This window comes from Gordonia asplenii (genome assembly GCF_012933505.1).
GTDB classification, from domain to species: domain Bacteria; phylum Actinomycetota; class Actinomycetes; order Mycobacteriales; family Mycobacteriaceae; genus Gordonia; species Gordonia asplenii.
Window position 1 is genome coordinate 173,104 of record NZ_JABBNB010000003.1, and the last position, 16,616, is coordinate 189,719.

A 16,616-nucleotide genomic window follows, 5' to 3' on the forward strand; every position below is an offset into this window, starting at 1 on the left:
CATTCCCGGTGACTGAGCCTTACAGGAACCTGAGACCGATGGAGTCGCCCCGCATGTCCGCTACGCAGACCGACCACCGCAATGGGGGAGCCGCAATTGTGGAATCTATTGCGGCACATGGTATCGACGTGATCTTCGGCATTCCCGGAACGCACAATCTCGAGCTCTATCGGCACCTGCGGTCGAGTGGTATCCGCGCGATCACGCCGCGGCACGAGCAGGGGGCGGGCTATGCCGCCGAGGCCTACTCGAGGGTGACCGGGCGACCGAGCGTGGTCATCACCACCAGCGGACCCGGATTGACCAACGCGTTGACGGCGGCCGCGACCGCGTGGGCCGAGTCGCAGCCCATGCTGATCGTGTCGCCCGGGCCGGAAGTCGGAACCGAAGGGACCGACATCGGGCGACTCCACGAAACGAAGTCGACGTCGAAGGCAGCCGACGCGCTGGTCGAATGGAGCCGCCGGGTCACCACCGCAGATGAGGCCGCAGACGCGGTCACCGACGCATTCGAGTTCTTCGCCACCGGCCGACCCCGACCCGTTCACATCGAGGTTCCCCTCGACGTGCTGGAACAACCGTGGACGGGTGTCGCGCGGGTGGCGCCGACACCCCCGCCACCGGTCGCCGGCGCCGACGACATCGCGCGGGCCGCCGGCCTTCTCGCCGCGGCGCGGACCCCGCTGATCGTCGCCGGCGGTGGCGCCGTCGACGCGGCACCCCAAGTCAGGCGACTCGCCGAGCTCCTCGATGCGCCGGTGGCCACCACCTGCAACGGCAAGGGGGTCCTCGACGAATCACATCCCCTCGCCGTCGGTGCGTCGGTGCGCCTACCCGCCCTGCACGCAGCGGCCGCGGCTAGCGACGGGTTACTCGTCGTCGGCAGCGAACTCGGCGACTCGGACCTCTGGGAGGGCCGCATCCAGGGCGCCGTCACCATTCGCCTCGACATCGAAGAGGGTCAACTGCAGAAGAACAGCGCGGCCGATGTCGCCCTGCTCGGCGATGCGGCCGCGACCCTCGAAGTGCTGTGTGACGCCATCGAGTCCGGTACTCGCGCCCCGGTCGAGCCGTCCGGGCGCGCGGGTGCGCTGCGCGCCGAGTGTGCAGCGCAGGCGCGTGCGGACGCCGGGGTCTACGCCGACATCAACCAGGCGGTCCGCGCCGCACTGCCCGCCGACGGCATCCTGACCGGCGACAGCTCGCAGGTCACCTACCTGGGCTCGGTGCACTTCTTCGACGTCCCCGCGCCGCGTCGATTCTGCTACACCGCCGGATTCGCGACCCTCGGCTACGGCCTGCCGGCCGGCATCGGCGCGCTGCTCGCCGAGCCGGCGCGACCGGTCGTGACCGTGCTGGGCGACGGTGCGTTCATGTTCTCCGTGCAGGAGCTGATCACGGCTGTCGAACTACGCCTGACCTTGCCGATCGTCGTCGTCGACAGCGGTGGATACGCCGAGATCAAGGGTCAGGAAGCCATTCGGGCCATCGAACCGATCGGTGTCGATCTGGCAGTTCCCGACTTCGCCGCGATGGCGATCGCCTTCGGCGCCAACGGTGTTCGGCTCACCGAACCGACCGACCTGACCGAAGCCGTGCGCGTGGCGTTGGCCGCCGACGGCCCGACCCTCATCCACCTCGACATACGGGCACTGATCTAGGCCGATCAACCCGTTCGACATGTCAAACAAAGGAGAGCAATGGATGTCGCAGTAGTCATCGTCTACTTAGCAGCTATGATCGCGTTCGGCTTCTGGGGAAAGAAGAAGTCCGCAACGAAATCGGACTTTCTGGTCGCCGGCCGACGACTCGGGCCGATGCTGTACTCCGGCACGATGGCCGCGATCGTGCTCGGCGGGGCGTCGACCATCGGCGGCGTGGGACTCGGCTATCAATACGGAATCTCCGGAATGTGGCTGGTGATCGCCATCGGTGTCGGAATTCTGGCACTGAGTCTGCTGTTCGCCGGGCGCATCCAACGGCTCAAGGTCTACACCGTCAGCCAGATGCTGGAGTTGCGGTATGGACCGGGGTCGTCGCTGGTCTCCGGCATCGTGATGTTCATGTACACGCTGATGCTGTCGGTGACGTCGACCATCGCGTACGCCACGATCTTCGGTGCCCTGTTCGGGACCAGCAAGGTCGTGTCCATCCTCATCGGCGGCGCGGTGGTGGTGGCGTACTCGACACTCGGCGGCATGTGGTCGATCACGATGACCGATTTCGTGCAGTTCGTGATCAAGACGATCGGCATCTTCTTCATCCTGCTGCCCATGGTGTGGTCCAAGGCCGGTGGCCTGTCGGGTCTCAAAGCGCATCTGCCCGCAGACGCCATGTCGCTGACGACGATCGGCGGCAGCACGATCGTCACCTATTTCGTCGTCTACACCTTCGGCCTGCTCATCGGTCAGGACATCTGGCAGCGCGTCTTCACCGCGCGCAGTCCCGGGGTCGCCAAGTGGGCGGGTGCCGGTGCCGGCGTCTACTGCCTGCTGTACGCGGTCGCGGGTGCGCTGATCGGTATGTGCGCCAAGGTGATCCTGCCGCGCCTCGACGCCAAGGACGACGCATTCGCGCAGGTGGTCGAGTTCACCATGCCGTCCCTGCTGGCGGGCCTCGTTCTGGCAGCAGCTCTGGCCGCTGTGATGTCGACGTCGAGCGGCGCGCTCATCGCGACTGCGACGGTGTTCGGTCAGGACATCTGGACTCGTATCCGACGCACCGGCACGCCCGCGAAAGACGCTGCGGCACAAGGTGATGCCGATGATCACGTCGGCGGCAACCGGCTGCTGGTGGCGATCTTCGGCGCGGTGATGATAGCGATCGCCTGCGTGCTGCAGGATGTGGTGGCGGCCCTCACCGTCGCCTACGACATCCTGGTGGGCGGCTTGCTGGTGCCGATCATCGGCGGCCTGGTATGGCGGCGGGGAACCAACACCGGTGTCGTCGCGGCCATCGCGGTCGGCGTGGTCGGAACGCTCGGCACAATGATCGTGATGGGCGACATCTACGCCAACGAACCGATCTATGTGGGCCTCGTCGGCGGGCTGGCAGCCTATCTGATCGGCAGTCTGGTGACCGAGCCGACGCCGCCGGAGGTGATGAACGTATGGATTCGGCGATCGACAGGAGCCGAAGAACGAGCGGTGCCCGAGCAGGTTGATCAGCCGACGCATTGATCGCATCGGTCGACCGGCTCTGGTAGACACGGACTCCCCGGTCGAGGTTCCTCACCGGGGAGTCCGCGCATCGCGGGTCATGTTCCTGCCGTGTCACCGCCGAGGCTGACGTTGCGCCTGGTCGAGACACCGGCCGGAGTGCGGCTTGCGGGCCCGGCATTGGTAGTGTCCCACCAATCGGGAGAGTGGGACGCAACACGTCGCAGACGTTCAAAGGAGGTCCGCCAGTGCCGGATCGCCGCGCGACTGCCGGCTGGACCGATGCCGAGTATCGCAAGGTCACGCGCTGGGTGGTCTACACGATGCTCCTCGGCGCGATCGTCGCGCAGATCTGGTCGTGGGCGCCGTCGCAGTTTCCGATGAGTGGAAAGCTGATCGTCGCGATGTGCGGTCTGGCGATCGCACTCGTCGCCGCATGGTTGTGGCGGATCGCGAACTCCGGTGGTCGCTGGCCGCTCGAGGTCGCGATGGGAACGGTCCCCGTCATCGTGTCCGCCGGCCACATGGCCTTTCCTCGCGCGTATCTCCTCGACGCCTATGCGAGCGGCACCGCGGCCTTCTATTTATGGACGACACCCGTCGTCGTCATCGTTTTCGGTGCCGCGGCGGGAATCCGGCACACGGTGGTGTCCTCGTTGTGCATCGGTGTGTCGTTGGTCGTCACCGTCGGCGCGATCGGCCAGTGGACGTCGATCCGGATCTGGACCATGGTCACCGCCACGATGATCGGGATGACGCTGTTGGGCCGCGTTCTGCACGACGTCGCGGTCGAGCGGATCCGGGTGCAGGCCATCCACGATCCCGTCACCGGGCTGCCCAACCGACGCCATCTCGAAGCCGTCCTCGACTCACTGATCGCGCGCAACGTCGCGGTCGTCGTCATATTTCTTGACCTGGACAATTTCAAACTCGTCAACGACACCCTCGGACACCATGCCGGCGACGACATCCTCGCGGCGGTCGGTGAGCGACTGCGGGACTGCTTGCCGCGTGCGGCTGCGATCGGTCGCTTCGGCGGCGACGAGTTCGTCGCCGTCGTCGACGCCTCCGTCAACGACGTCGGTGATCTGCGGCAGCGCGTCGAATCCCTGTGGCAGGAACCGTTCGCCACCGGCGGGCAGCTGTTCCACCTGCGTGGGTCCGCGGGGCTGGCGCTGTCGCGCGGGCGCGCCGACGAGGCGCGTCTCATCATGCGCGAAGCGGATCTGGCCGTGCTCGCGGCGAAGTCGCGGGGTCGGGCACAGTCGGTGGTGTTCGAACCCTCGATGGATTCAGCCGGCGACGACCTCGACTTCGCGCAGGCACTCCACGCCGCGCTCAGGTTCGAATCGGACGCGCTTTGGGTCGGCTACCAGCCGATCGTCGATCTTCCGACGCGCCGGATCGTCGGCGTGGAGGCTCTGCTGCGGTGGACGCATCCCGAACTCGGGACCGTGTCGCCGGTGCGCGTCGTGAGCGTCGCCGAGCGCGTGGGACTGATCAACGAGTTGGGCCGGACCGTGTGCGACATCGCCTGCCGGGACCTCGCACGGCTCCGCGCGGAACTCGGCGTCGACGATCTGTACGTCAGCATCAACGTGTCGCCGATGCAGATACTCAACGACGACTTCGCCGCGCTGATCTTGGCCACCATCGACGACGCGGGCATCCCCCGGTCGGCGGTCCGCATCGAGATAACCGAGCATCTTCTCGTCGAAGACATGGATCGGGCGCTGCGTTCACTGACGACCCTGTCGGAGGCGGGAATCCGGCTCTCCCTCGATGACTTCGGCACCGGCTACGCGTCGTTGGGATATCTGGGCAAACTGCCCGTCGACACCCTCAAGATCGATTCGTCGTTCGTCCGCGACGTTGAGACCGACGCCCGCGTGTTCGTCGAGGCGATCATGGCGCTGAGCAGGGCGTTGGCGGTCGACGTCGTCGCCGAGGGAATCGAGTCCGAGGCGGAGGAGGCGGCCCTGCGTCAACTCGGCTGCCAGTACGGCCAGGGTTACCGATACGGCAAGGCGGTCTCGGTCGACGAGCTGTGGGACGTTCTGATCCGGCACTACCTGACCGCGGGCGACGCGCCCGGCGGCTGAGCAGGAGATTGAGAGCGTGTCTCCCAGAACGAAAAGAACCGCATACGAGAGAGTTCTCGTATGCGGTTCTCGTGGTGTCCGAGGGGGGACTTGAACCCCCACGTCCGTTAATAGGACACTAGCACCTCAAGCTAGCGCGTCTGCCATTCCGCCACTCGGACGAGCGCTCGACAACATTAACCGAGGATGCGGCGATAACCCAAATCGGCAGGTCGGAGGCATGTTTGCGGTCGTGGTTGCGTATCGGTGCTCCCGGTGTCGGACCGATGGGGTAAGAATGACAACCGTGAGCACCCCAACGGCAGTCGACGAAGTGGTGGACCTGGTGAGCCGACTCATTCGGTTCGACACCTCGAACACCGGCGAGCTCGCCACCACGCGCGGGGAAGAGGAGTGCGCCAAGTGGGTGGCCCAGCAACTCGAAGAGGTCGGCTACACCACCGTCTACGTCGAGTCGGGCCAGCCCGGCCGCGGTAACGTCTTCGCGCGGCTCGCCGGAGACCCGGCGTCGACGCAGGGCGCGCTGCTGATCCATACGCACCTCGACGTGGTGCCCGCCGAGCCCGCCGACTGGAGCGTGCACCCGTTCTCCGGCGCGGTGAAGGACGGCTATGTCTGGGGCCGCGGGGCGGTCGACATGAAGGACATGTGCGGGATGGTGCTGGCGCTGGCCCGACAGTTCAAACGCGACGGCACCGTGCCGCCCCGCGATCTGGTGTTCGCCTTTCTCGCCGACGAGGAGGCGGGCGGAACGTGGGGATCGCAGTGGCTCGTCGCCAACCGGCCCGACCTGTTCGAGGGCATCACCGAGGCGGTCGGCGAGGTGGGTGGATTCTCGCTGACCGTCGATCGACCCGACGGCGGGCAGCGGCGCCTGTATCTCGTCGAGACGGCTGAGAAGGGGCTGTCGTGGATGCGCCTGACCGCCACGGCCACCGCCGGGCACGGTTCGTTCCTGCACGCGGACAACGCGGTCACCGAGGTCGCCGCTGCGGTCGCGCGTATCGGGCAGCACACCTTCCCGCTCGTCATCTCCGATTCCGTCGCCGAATTCCTGGCCGTGGTGTCGGCGGAGTCGGGGATGGATCTCTCGCCCGACGCCCCCGATCTGGAGACGAGCCTGTTCAAGCTCGGGAACCTCGCCCGCATCATCGGTGCCACGTTGCGTGACACCGCCAACCCGACGATGCTCTCGGCGGGCTACAAGGCCAACGTCATCCCGCAGACCGCGACCGCCGTCGTCGACTGCCGGGTCCTGCCCGGACGCCAGGCGCAGTTCGAGGCCGAGATCGACGAATTGTTGGGGCCCAACGTGACTCGGGAGTGGATCACGCACCTGGACTCGTATGAGACGACCTTCGACGGTCACCTCGTCGACGCGATGAACGACGCGATCCTCGCCCACGACCCCGACGGTAAGACGGTGCCGTACATGCTCTCCGGCGGGACCGATGCCAAGGCCTTCGCCAAACTCGGGATCCGCTGCTTCGGCTTCGCGCCGCTGCAGCTGCCGCCCGAACTCGACTTCGCCGCGCTGTTCCACGGCGTCGACGAACGGGTGCCGGTAGACGCAGTTCTGTTCGGTACCAAGGTGTTTGAGCATTTTCTCCTTCACAGCTGAAAGTTCAGGTGATTGACCCAATGGCCTCCTCGTTCGATCCGTACGCGGCGCTGCCTGCGCTGCCGACCTTCACACTGACCTCCACGAGCGTCACCGACGGTGCGCCGCTGGCGAACCCGCAGGTGTCCGGGCTCATGGGGGCCGGCGGCAACGACGACTCACCGCAGCTGTCGTGGAGCGGATTCCCTTCGGAAACAAAGAGTTTCGCGGTGACGGTGTACGACCCCGACGCACCTACGGCGTCGGGCTTCTGGCATTGGGCCGTCGCCGACATCCCGGCGTTGGTGACCACGCTGCCGGAGGGCGCGGGCGATGAGACGGGCTCGGGCCTGCCCGACGCCGCCGTGACGCTCGCGAACGACGCGGCGCTCAAGCGCTACGTCGGCGCCGCTCCGCCGCCCGGGCACGGCCCGCACCGCTACTTCGTCGTGGTTCACGCGGTCGACGTCGAGTCGCTCGGCCTGCCCGACGGCGCGACGCCCGCGTACCTGGGTTTCAATCTGTTCTCGCACGCGATCGCCCGTGCGGTGATCGTCGGAACCTACGAGCAGACCTCCGAGGACGTCTAGCTCGCCTGGGCGGGCTTCAGGTGCTGATTGAGCGAGCGGAGCTCGGTGCGCTCGTTTGCTCTGGGAAACTCCGCCCGCTCGTCGAGTGCCGTAGCGATGCACGAGCTACGGTGTATCGAGACGTCTGTCGGCCGAAGTCGGCACGACGGCCACCATAGCCGGCACTTGAAAGCCGCACGGGTTCAGTGGGATTGGGTTGCTTTGTGGACGTCGTCTCGCCAGACCCCTCGTTACACCGAAGCTCGTGCCTCGCTTCGGCACTCGGGGAGCGGGGTTAACCGATGCTCATGCCTCGCTTCGCCCTCCGTTGGTTGAGCCGTGAGGAGCGTTAGCGACGAGCGTGTCGAAACCATGGTGAGACAACGGATTTCGCTGAGTCGTGGCTGAACGGTCGCGCGAAACCTGTTGTGTCATCGTGATTTCGACTCGCTGCGCTCGCTCAATCAGCGGGTGGTGTTCGCTCCATCAGGGGCCGAGGTGTATTCGCTCCATCAGAGGCTGGGCGGCACTCGCTTCGGCCGCTAGCTCCCGCTGCCCACCGCGTCGGAGATCGAGGTGAACCCCGCCGCCTTGACGCGCCGGGCCAGGCCCGCGTGGATCAGGTGTGCCCATAGCGGGCCGCCGTAGATGAACGCGGTGTAGCCCTGCAGCAGGGTGGCGCCGGCGCGGATGCGTTCCCACGCGTCGTCGGCCGTCTCGATCCCGCCGACGCTGACGAGGACGAGGTCGTCGCCGACGCGCGCGTACAGGCGACGCAACACCTCCAGGGAGCGTTCCTTGACCGGCGGCCCCGACAGTCCGCCCGCACCCGCGGCCTCGACGTCGGCGTCGGGTGTGACCAGACCGTTGCGCGAAATGGTGGTGTTGGTGGCGACGATGCCTGCCAGTCCTAGTTCGACGGCGAGGTCGGCGACGGCGTCGACGTCGGCATCGGCGAGGTCGGGGGCGATCTTCACCAGCACCGGCTTCTGCGTCTCGGCGAGGACCGCGGACAGGATGGGCCGCAACGAATCGACGGCCTGCAGGTCACGCAGACCGGGGGTGTTGGGGGAGCTGACGTTGACGACGACGAAGTCGGCGAGTGGCGCGAGGAGCCGTGCGCTGAACCGGTAGTCGTCGGCGGCATCGGCCGGCTCGACCACCTTGGTCTTGCCGATGTTCGCGCCGATCGGCACCCGGACCGGTCCGGGACGTAGCGCCGACAGATTCTTCGCGGCCTGCTCGGCGCCGGGATTGTTGAATCCCATCCGATTGATCAGTGCCTTGTCCGCCGGCAGACGGAAGAGCCGGGGTTGCGGGTTGCCCGGCTGCGCGCGGCCGGTGATCGTCCCCACCTCGGCGTAGCCGAAACCGAGCTGTCCCCACGAGTTGGCCGACGCCGCGGTCTTGTCGAAGCCCGCGGCCAGTCCGAGTGGGGCGGGAAAGTCGACGCCGAAAACACGTTGTGCGAGAACCGAATCCGGGCGGGCCAACAGCGCGGCGGTGAGCTGGCGCAGGCCCCACAGGTTGCCCGCGATGCGGATCGCCCGGGCGGCGACGCCGTGGATCGTCTCCGGTGCCGCCAGGAACATCATCTTGAGCAGCGGGGGATAGAGGATCGCGTTGAGTACCTTGAGGATTCGGTCGATCGCGAGGTCGACGCCGGCCCGCGGTGACGGGGCGCTCATCGAGTCACCACCGCGAGTCCCGCGCCCGTGGCCGACGCCACGTACAGGGTGCCGGTCGCCTTGTCGATCGCGATCGAATCCGGTTGTGCCACAGTCGCAATCCGCTTCTTCTCGATGGGTTCGCCGCTGCCCAGGTCGTAGGCGACGACTTCGTTGCGGCCGGTCACGCTGACCCACAACAGGTTTGCCCTGTCGTCGTAGGCGAGGGCGTACGGGCCGTCGGCGACGGGGCCGCGAAACCGCATCACCAGCGGGTCGCCGAAGAATCCGACGATCTCGTTGTCGCGCGTGTTAGCGCTGATGAAGCGGCCGAAATGGTCGCTGATCAGGGTGGTGGCGCCGTCGCCGACGCGCAGCGACAGGCCGAGGCTCGAATCGCCGAGTTTGAGTTGTGTCACCGACGACTGCGCACGGTCGAGGACGACGATCTGGTCGTCGTGCACGGCGATGTCGTCGGCGCGGACCAGTCCGCCGATGTCGCGGACCTGCTTGCCCGCGGCGTCGAACTCGCGCACGTGCCCGTCGGCCGAGCCGACCAGGGCGTCGCCGCCGCTGATGGTCGCGATCGACAGCGGTGCGGCGACGTCGATCTCGTGACGTGTCAGCGCGCCGTCGTCGGCGATGGCGACGAGCCGCTTGGGTCCGACGCCGAGGAACCCGCCCGACGGTGCTGCGATGATCCGAGTGAGGCCGTCGACCGCGACCACGCGCGGCTGCGCTGTGAGATCGCTCACCGGCTTCAGCCACACCGTCGTGCCGTCCGAGCTCAGGATCGCCATCGTGTGCCCGGTCGTGTCGAGCGTCACGCCGACCGCGCCGGCGGGAAGCGGAATCAACTGTCCGGCAGGGGCTTTCGTAGAGGTGACGGGTGCCTGAACGGCGGTGGCGGGGGTCACGGTCTCGACATCGGGGGTCGTCGACTTGTCGTTGCCGCATCCGCTGATCAACCCGACCGCCGCTAGCGCGGCCACCACCGCATAACTCACTCGCACCGCAGAACGTCCCATGGCTCTATCTTGCGGCACTGAAAAACCATGCCCGATTCCAGGTAGCATCTGCGGCCGTGACTGACACCATGAACTGGGCGCAGGCGATCGTTCTGGGCGCATTGCAGGGGCTGACCGAATTCCTGCCGATCTCGTCGTCTGGCCATCTGCGCATCGCATCGGAGGTGATGTTCGGCGGCGATGCGGGCGCGTCGTTCACCGCGGTGACCCAACTCGGGACCGAAGCGGCGGTGTTGCTGTTCTTCGCCAAAGACATCGGCCGGATCATCGCGGCCTGGTTCCGCGGACTGTTCGACGCCGATCAGCGCGACCTCGACTACCGGATGGGCTGGTATGTGATCTTCGCGACCATCCCGATCGTGGTGCTCGGGGTGTTGCTGAAGGACGAGATCCGTACCGTGGCCCGGAATCTGTGGATCACCGCGACCGTGTTGATCCTGTTCTCCGGCGTGTTCTGGCTGGCCGAGCGGTATGCGACGCAACGTCGGGGCCTGGAGCAATTGACCCTGCGCGACGGCCTCATCATGGGACTGGCCCAGTGTCTGGCGCTGGTGCCGGGCGTGTCGAGGTCGGGGTCGACGGCGAGCGCCGGCCTGTTCCTCGGACTCGATCGCGCGGCGTCGTTCCGCTTCTCGTTCCTGATCGCGATTCCCGCGGTGCTGGGGTCCGGGCTCTACAGCCTCAAAGACGCATTCGCGCCGGAAGAAGGGGTGATGGCGGCGAGCGGGCCGCAGATCCTGGTGGCCACCTTCATCGCCTTCGTGCTGGGCTACATCTCGATCGCCTGGCTGCTGAAGTTCGTCTCGCACCACTCGATGAACTGGTTCGGCGGCTACCGGGTTCTGCTCGGCGCCACTGTCCTCGCGCTGCTCGGGGCGGGAGTCATCAGCGCCACCTGATCCGACGCACTACTCTGGAACACCATGACCGTCATTCTGCTGCGGCACGGACGTTCGGTGGCCAATGCGCGCGCTCAACTGGCCGGGCGCACCCCGGGAATCGGACTCGACGAGACCGGGCGCGCGCAGGCCGCCGCACTCGTCGAACGCCTATCGGCGTGCCGCGACAAGATCGTCGCGGTGGCGCGCTCGCCGTTGCAGCGTTGCGCCGAAACCGTCGCGCCCTTGTTGGCGTCGATCGACGTGCCGGAAATCGTCGTCGACGACCTGGTGGAGGTCGACTACGGCGAGTGGACCAATCAGCCGATCAAGGATCTGTTGGCGCAGCCGTTGTGGAAGACCGTGCAGCAGCATCCGTCGGCGGCGGTCTTCCCGGGCGGCGAGGGGCTGGCGCAGGTGCAGAACCGGGCGGTCGCCGCGATTCGGCGTCTCGATCGTGAACTGGGCGGCCCGGACGGCGACCAGATCTGGGTGGCCTGTTCGCACGGCGACGTCATCAAGAGTGTCATCGCCGATGCGATGTGCAGCCACCTCGACAGTTTTCAGCGCATCGTCGTCGAACCGGCGTCGATGAGCGTCATCCAATACCATCCGACCCGACCCTCGGTGCATACCGTCAATTCGACCGCGGTGGTGGCCGTGCCATTGCCGCGGCCGCCGAAGACCGAGGAGGCTGCGGCCGCGACCAACGGCCACCACGCCGACGCGATCGGCGGCAGCACCGGCAGCGAGATACTGACTGGAGCCACGGAGGTCTGATGCCACGCGCCATACATGTGTTCCGAAGCCCCGACCGATTCATCGCGGGCACCGTCGGCGAACCCGGCGATCGATCGTTCTTCCTGCAGGCGGTCCACGAGTCGCGGGTGATCAGCGTCGCCCTGGAGAAACAGCAGGTCGCCATTCTGACCGACCGCATCGACACGCTGCTCGACGAGATCGCCCGGCGCTTCAACGCCGACGTTCCGCCGCGCACCCGCACGGTCACCGACCTCTCCGGGCTGATCACCCCGATCGACGCGGAGTTCCGGGTCGGGACGATGGGGCTCGGCTGGGATGCCGATGCGCAGTCGGTGGTCGTCGAATTGCTCGCCGTGACCGACGGCGACTTCGACGAGAGCATCGTGCTCGACGACGCCGACGAAGGCCCCGACGCCGTGCGCGTGTTCCTGACCACCGAAGCGGCCCGCGCCTTCGCCGCGCGGTCGTTGCGGGTGCTGTCGGCCGGGCGTCCGCCGTGCCCGTTGTGCGGTGATCCGCTGGACCCGTCGGGGCACCTGTGCGTGCGTACCAACGGCTACCGGCGCGACGTCGGTTTCAGCCCCGCGGGCGAGTTCATCGATCCCGAGGTCCTCAACCGGCTCGCGCAGCAGGTGGATACGGGTCTGTTCGACACCGACGAGGAGCCCGACGACGACACCGACGACCCGGACGCACCGCCGCGTGGCTGACGTCGAGACGATCCTGCGTGACGGCGACATCGAGATCCTCGGCCGAGTGCCGCACGCGAGCAACGCCACCCTGGTGTGCGAGGCACGGCTCGGCGACGGCGAACCGGTGCGCTGCGTCTACAAGCCGATTCGCGGAGAGGCTCCGCTGTGGGATTTTCCCGACGGCACCCTGGCCGACCGCGAGGTGGCGTCGTATGAGATCTCGCAGGCGCTCGGCTGGGGACTGATCCCGGAGACCGTGCTGCGCGTCGAGGCGCCCCTCGGACCGGGCATGGTGCAACGCTGGATCGACCTGCCCGACGACGAACCCGACGTCGACGTCGTCGACTTGGTGCCGGTCGACGCCGTGCCCCCCGGGGTCAAGGTGATTCTGCGCGCCTACGACGCCGCCGACCGCCCGGTGGTGCTCGTTCACCAGTCGGCCGACCGGCTGCGTCAACTGGCGGTGCTCGACGTGATCATCAACAACGCCGACCGCAAGGGCGGCCATATCCTGCGCACCGACGACGGGCGGCTGTACGGCATCGACCACGGCATCTGCCTGCACGCCGACGACAAACTGCGCACCGTGCTGTGGGGGTGGGCCGGCGAGCAGATCCCCGCGACGCTGCTCGCCGACGTCGAGCGGCTCGCCGCCAGACTGCGCGACGTCGGGGATCCGCTGCGCGCGCAACTCGCCGCACACCTGACCGCCGTCGAACTCGATGCGCTCGCGGCCCGCTGCGCGGTGCTCGCGGCCGGTGCGATCATGCCGGTGCCGCCGCCGCATCGGCCAATACCGTGGCCGCCGTTCTGAGCGTTGCGGCCGGGTCATACAGTGGAGATCATGCAGTCGTGGTCTTCTCCAACGATTCCCGAGATCACCGGTAATCCACCAGCTCTTCGCCTCTACGACACCGCCGCCCGTCAGGTGCAGCCGGTCACTCCCGGTCCCGAAGCGACGATGTACGTGTGCGGAATCACCCCGTACGACGCGACGCACATGGGCCACGCCGCAACCTACGTCACCTTCGACACCGTCAACCGGGTACTGCGTGACCTCGGGCACGAGGTGCACTATGTGCAGAACGTCACCGACGTCGACGATCCGCTGTTCGAACGCGCCGAACGCGACGGCATCGACTGGCGTGATCTCGGTACCCGGGAGATCCAGCTGTTCCGCGACGACATGGAAGCCCTGCGCGTGCTGCCGCCACGCGAGTACGTCGGGGCGATGGAGACGGTCGGCGAAGTGGTCGAGATGGTCGGCAAACTGCTCGCCAGCGGTGCGGCCTACATCGTCGACGACGCCGAGTTCCCCGACGTCTATCACCGCACCGACGCCACCGAGACCTTCGGCTACGAGTCCGGCTACGACCGGGCGACGATGGAGAAGTTCTTCGCCGAGCGCGGCGGCGACCCGGATCGGGCAGGCAAACGGGACACGCTCGACGCCGTGCTGTGGCGTGCGGAGCGGCCGGGTGAGCCTTCGTGGCCATCGCCGATGGGTCCCGGCCGGCCCGGCTGGCACGTCGAGTGTTCGGCGATCGCGCTGAACCGGCTCGGTATCGAGTTCGACATCCAGGGTGGCGGCAACGACTTGATCTTCCCGCACCACGAGTTCTCCGCCGCGCACGGTGAGGCGCTGCACGCCGACCGGCGCTTCGCGCGGCACTACGTGCACACCGGCATGATGGGCCTCGACGGCGAGAAGATGTCGAAGAGCCGCGGCAATCTGGTCTTCGTTCACAAACTGCGCGAGCAGGGCGTCGACTCCGGTGCCGTGCGGCTGGCACTGCTCGCCGAGCACTACCGCGGCGACCGGATGTGGTCCGACGAGGTGCTCGACGCCGGGGTGGCCCGGCTGGCACGGTGGCGCGCGGCCGTCGCAGCGTCGTCGGCGCCCACCGCCGACGCCGTGATCGCGCGGGTGCGCCAGCACCTCGCCGACGATCTCGACACCCCGAAAGCTCTTGCGGCCATTGACGGTTGGGCCGCCGACGTCGCGCTGGGCATCGGATCGGACCCGGATGCGGGTGCCGCCGTCGCGCAGGTCGTCGACGCATTGCTGGGTGTGAAGCTCTGACACGCTGGCACGCGCCGACGTCGGGTGGATAAAGTCTTTCCGTGGCCCAAGCGACCGAGATCGATCCCGACACCAAAGACGGCGTGTGGACCGTGGTGACTCGCACCTCGACCTACCTGCTCGACTTCGCCGAGATGACATTGCTGCGCGCTCCCGGAGTCGGCAGCTCCGACGACGAGAACTGGTCGGTCTCCCGGTTGCGCCGCGACTCCGAAGACATTCCGCTGCTGGGCGTGAAGTCGTGCCGGGTCGGCGAGTCGGCGCAATTCTGGGTCCGCGCCGCCGACGACCCCGACGTGCGAACCTGGCGGATCACGACGCCGGTGGTGTCGATCGAGAAGATCGGCTAGGTCGGCAACCAGCGCAGTGTGAAAGGTTACCGCCGCGGTAGCCGAGTGGCCTACCTGCGCCTGATGTCGATCGGCAGGCCGTCGGCTGGGGTAGGGCCGGTGCCGTAGGTCATCGCGGGGAAGTAGCCGGCGGGGACCGTCCACTCGAACTGCTGCACCATCTGGTGCATGATCGCCTTGACTTCCATCCCGCCGAAGTACAGGCCGATGCATTTGTGCGCACCGCCGCCGAACGGCGCCCAGGCGAAGCGGTGCACCTTGTCTTCGCGGCGCTGCGGCGCGAAGCGATCCGGATCCCACGTCGTCGGGTTGGGCCACCACTGCGCGAGTTGCATCGTCGCCCAGGGGTTGATCGAGATGACGGTGCCCTTCGGAATGAACTGCCCGACGAGTTCGGTGTCCTTGATCGCCTTGCGGAACAGCATTCCGACCGGCGCGTTGTAGCGCAGCGTCTCCTTGAAGGCGAGGTCGAGACTCGGCAGGGCGTCGAGATCGTCGTAGTCGAGCGTCTTCTTATCGAGTGCCAATGATTCGGCGCGCACGCGGTCCTGCCAGGCCGGATCGCGGCCGAGGAAGTAGGTCATCATCGACACCGCGATCGTGCTGGTGTCATGCGCCGCCATCATCGCGAAGATCATGTGGTTGACGATGTCTTCGTCGGTGAACGTCTCACCTTCCGCACTTTCGCTGTGGCACAGAACACTGAACAGGTCGTCGCCCGCCCCGGCGCGGCGGCCGGCGATCTCCGAGCGGAAGAATTCCTGCAGTCGCTCGCGGCCCCGCAGGCCGCGGGCCCACGTTCCGTACTTGACGTCGGCGCGGATGATGGCTTGCCCGCCGTGGACGGCGGCCTCGAACGCCTGCGCGAGCTCGGCTGCCTGATCGCCGATCTCCACGCCCATGAAGACCTCGTTGGCGACGGCGAGCAACATGTCCTTGGCGCGCGTGTAGACGGGGAACGAACTGCTGAGTTCCCACCCGTCCAGCGTCGCGGAGATGCGCGGATTCATCAGGTCGAGATAGGCGAGCAACCGCGGGCGACTGAAGGCCTGCTGCAGAATGCGGCGGTGCGCCATGTGCTCGTCGAAATCCATCAGCATGATGCCGCGCCGAAAGAAGGGGCCGATGATCGGTTCCCAGCCCTGTTCGCTGGAAAAGGCCTTGTCCTTGTTCATCCAGGCCTGCTCGACGGCGGCCGGCCCGACGACCTGCACGATCTTCATGCCCAGCGACCCCGACCACGACAGCGGGCCGAACCGCTCATACCGCTCGAGCATGGTCGGCAGCGGATCGGCCAGCGTCTCCAATGTGTGCCCGAGAAGTGGCATTCCGTAGTCGCCCATCACCGGCTTGAGATCGGACCCGGCGGGCGGCGCCGCCAGTGGCTCTACCTGCGAGGGATACCGGGCCGACGCCGCGCCGAGAGTGGTTTGGAATGTCTTCTTCATGTCGGGTAACAGCGACTTCGTCACGGTCGGCAACAGCACGGCGACTCCTCGGTTCACGGTGTTGGCACAAAAATGAAAACTTGTTTCTTTTGGCGACCATACCGAAATTCTTGCGTGACGGATAGATCTCCGCGAGTGTGTTCTGTCGGGTTCTCACCGCGCCGGTGGGTGGGCGAGGACCGGCCGCGTCGCGGTTGCGACGGATGAATAGTCTGGACTCCGACGTTGCGTACGCCCGCGGGTGCGGGTGTGGCGCTGGTGAACATTCTCGGGGCGTGC

At 67.1% G+C, this 16,616-nt stretch carries 14 protein-coding genes and 1 tRNA gene; 11 read left to right on the forward strand and 4 right to left on the reverse strand.

Annotated features, from left to right (window positions below):
* Positions 1-53: 53 nt before the first annotated feature.
* The 3 genes from HH308_RS04065 to HH308_RS04075 all read left to right on the forward strand — a co-directional run bounded on the left by HH308_RS04065 (position 54) and on the right by HH308_RS04075 (position 5,260).
* Complete coding sequence (locus HH308_RS04065; protein ID WP_170192888.1) at positions 54-1,661, forward strand: thiamine pyrophosphate-binding protein; 1,608 nt, start codon at positions 54-56, stop codon at positions 1,659-1,661.
* A gap of 39 nt (positions 1,662-1,700) precedes the next feature.
* Positions 1,701-3,179 (forward strand): sodium:solute symporter family protein, encoded by a 1,479-nt coding sequence (locus HH308_RS04070; protein ID WP_170192889.1) that lies wholly within the window; start codon positions 1,701-1,703, stop codon positions 3,177-3,179.
* Positions 3,180-3,406: 227 nt separating this feature from the next.
* The gene (locus tag HH308_RS04075) at positions 3,407-5,260 is read left to right on the forward strand and encodes a putative bifunctional diguanylate cyclase/phosphodiesterase (protein WP_170192890.1); all 1,854 of its coding nucleotides are present in this window, start codon (positions 3,407-3,409) and stop codon (positions 5,258-5,260) included.
* A 72-nt stretch (positions 5,261-5,332) separates the two neighbouring features.
* Here HH308_RS04075 and HH308_RS04080 read toward each other — a convergent pair.
* A tRNA-Leu gene (locus tag HH308_RS04080) sits at positions 5,333-5,421 on the reverse strand.
* 116 nt (positions 5,422-5,537) lie between these two features.
* On the opposite strand from HH308_RS04080, the gene HH308_RS04085 reads away from it, so the two are divergent.
* Positions 5,538-6,881 (forward strand): M20/M25/M40 family metallo-hydrolase, encoded by a 1,344-nt coding sequence (locus HH308_RS04085; protein ID WP_170192891.1) that lies wholly within the window; start codon positions 5,538-5,540, stop codon positions 6,879-6,881.
* A gap of 20 nt (positions 6,882-6,901) precedes the next feature.
* Positions 6,902-7,450, forward strand: coding sequence for a YbhB/YbcL family Raf kinase inhibitor-like protein (locus tag HH308_RS04090; protein ID WP_170192892.1), 549 nt, complete (start codon positions 6,902-6,904; stop codon positions 7,448-7,450).
* 521 nt (positions 7,451-7,971) lie between these two features.
* Here HH308_RS04090 and HH308_RS04095 read toward each other — a convergent pair.
* Positions 7,972-9,069: a quinone-dependent dihydroorotate dehydrogenase gene (locus HH308_RS04095; RefSeq protein WP_170192986.1), complete on the reverse strand. Its 1,098-nt coding sequence runs from the start codon at positions 9,067-9,069 to the stop codon at positions 7,972-7,974.
* Between the two features lie 44 nt (positions 9,070-9,113).
* On the reverse strand, positions 9,114-10,124 hold the full coding sequence (locus HH308_RS04100) for a YncE family protein (protein ID WP_170192893.1): 1,011 nt from the start codon (positions 10,122-10,124) through the stop codon (positions 9,114-9,116).
* A 56-nt stretch (positions 10,125-10,180) separates the two neighbouring features.
* On the opposite strand from HH308_RS04100, the gene HH308_RS04105 reads away from it, so the two are divergent.
* From HH308_RS04105 to HH308_RS04130, 6 genes are read left to right on the forward strand one after another with little or no spacing between them, the layout of a single operon-like run.
* Entirely contained in the window at positions 10,181-11,023 is an 843-nt protein-coding gene (locus HH308_RS04105) for an undecaprenyl-diphosphate phosphatase (RefSeq protein ID WP_170192894.1), read from the forward strand.
* A 24-nt stretch (positions 11,024-11,047) separates the two neighbouring features.
* Entirely contained in the window at positions 11,048-11,782 is a 735-nt protein-coding gene (locus HH308_RS04110) for an Rv2135c family putative phosphatase (RefSeq protein WP_170192895.1), read from the forward strand.
* Entirely contained in the window at positions 11,782-12,474 is a 693-nt protein-coding gene (locus HH308_RS04115) for an Rv2134c family protein (protein ID WP_170192896.1), read from the forward strand. The genes HH308_RS04110 and HH308_RS04115 overlap by 1 nt, the downstream gene beginning before the upstream one ends.
* Positions 12,467-13,270 (forward strand): Rv2133c family protein, encoded by an 804-nt coding sequence (locus HH308_RS04120; protein ID WP_170192897.1) that lies wholly within the window; start codon positions 12,467-12,469, stop codon positions 13,268-13,270. The genes HH308_RS04115 and HH308_RS04120 overlap by 8 nt, the downstream gene beginning before the upstream one ends.
* 30 nt (positions 13,271-13,300) lie before the next feature.
* Positions 13,301-14,539 (forward strand): cysteine--1-D-myo-inosityl 2-amino-2-deoxy-alpha-D-glucopyranoside ligase, encoded by a 1,239-nt coding sequence (mshC, locus tag HH308_RS04125; RefSeq protein WP_170192898.1) that lies wholly within the window; start codon positions 13,301-13,303, stop codon positions 14,537-14,539.
* Positions 14,540-14,580: 41 nt separating this feature from the next.
* Positions 14,581-14,889, forward strand: a complete 309-nt coding sequence (locus HH308_RS04130) for a hypothetical protein (protein WP_170192899.1) — start codon at positions 14,581-14,583, stop codon at positions 14,887-14,889.
* A gap of 50 nt (positions 14,890-14,939) precedes the next feature.
* Here HH308_RS04130 and HH308_RS04135 read toward each other — a convergent pair whose 3' ends face one another.
* Positions 14,940-16,337: a cytochrome P450 gene (locus HH308_RS04135; RefSeq protein WP_170192987.1), complete on the reverse strand. Its 1,398-nt coding sequence runs from the start codon at positions 16,335-16,337 to the stop codon at positions 14,940-14,942.
* Positions 16,338-16,616 lie beyond the last annotated feature (279 nt).

Excerpts from the sequence above, each read along its gene's own strand:
- HH308_RS04065 (WP_170192888.1), top strand. The coding sequence starts at position 54 with ATGTCCGCTACGCAGACCGACCACCGCAATGGGGGAGCCGCAATTGTG.
- HH308_RS04070 (WP_170192889.1), top strand. The coding sequence starts at position 1,701 with ATGGATGTCGCAGTAGTCATCGTCTACTTAGCAGCTATGATCGCGTTC.
- HH308_RS04085 (WP_170192891.1), top strand. The coding sequence starts at position 5,538 with ATGACAACCGTGAGCACCCCAACGGCAGTCGACGAAGTGGTGGACCTG.
- HH308_RS04090 (WP_170192892.1), top strand. The coding sequence starts at position 6,902 with ATGGCCTCCTCGTTCGATCCGTACGCGGCGCTGCCTGCGCTGCCGACC.
- HH308_RS04100 (WP_170192893.1), bottom strand. The coding sequence starts at position 10,124 with ATGGGACGTTCTGCGGTGCGAGTGAGTTATGCGGTGGTGGCCGCGCTA.
- HH308_RS04110 (WP_170192895.1), top strand. The coding sequence starts at position 11,048 with ATGACCGTCATTCTGCTGCGGCACGGACGTTCGGTGGCCAATGCGCGC.
- HH308_RS04115 (WP_170192896.1), top strand. The coding sequence starts at position 11,782 with ATGCCACGCGCCATACATGTGTTCCGAAGCCCCGACCGATTCATCGCG.
- mshC (WP_170192898.1), top strand. The coding sequence starts at position 13,301 with ATGCAGTCGTGGTCTTCTCCAACGATTCCCGAGATCACCGGTAATCCA.
- HH308_RS04135 (WP_170192987.1), bottom strand. The coding sequence starts at position 16,337 with ATGAAGAAGACATTCCAAACCACTCTCGGCGCGGCGTCGGCCCGGTAT.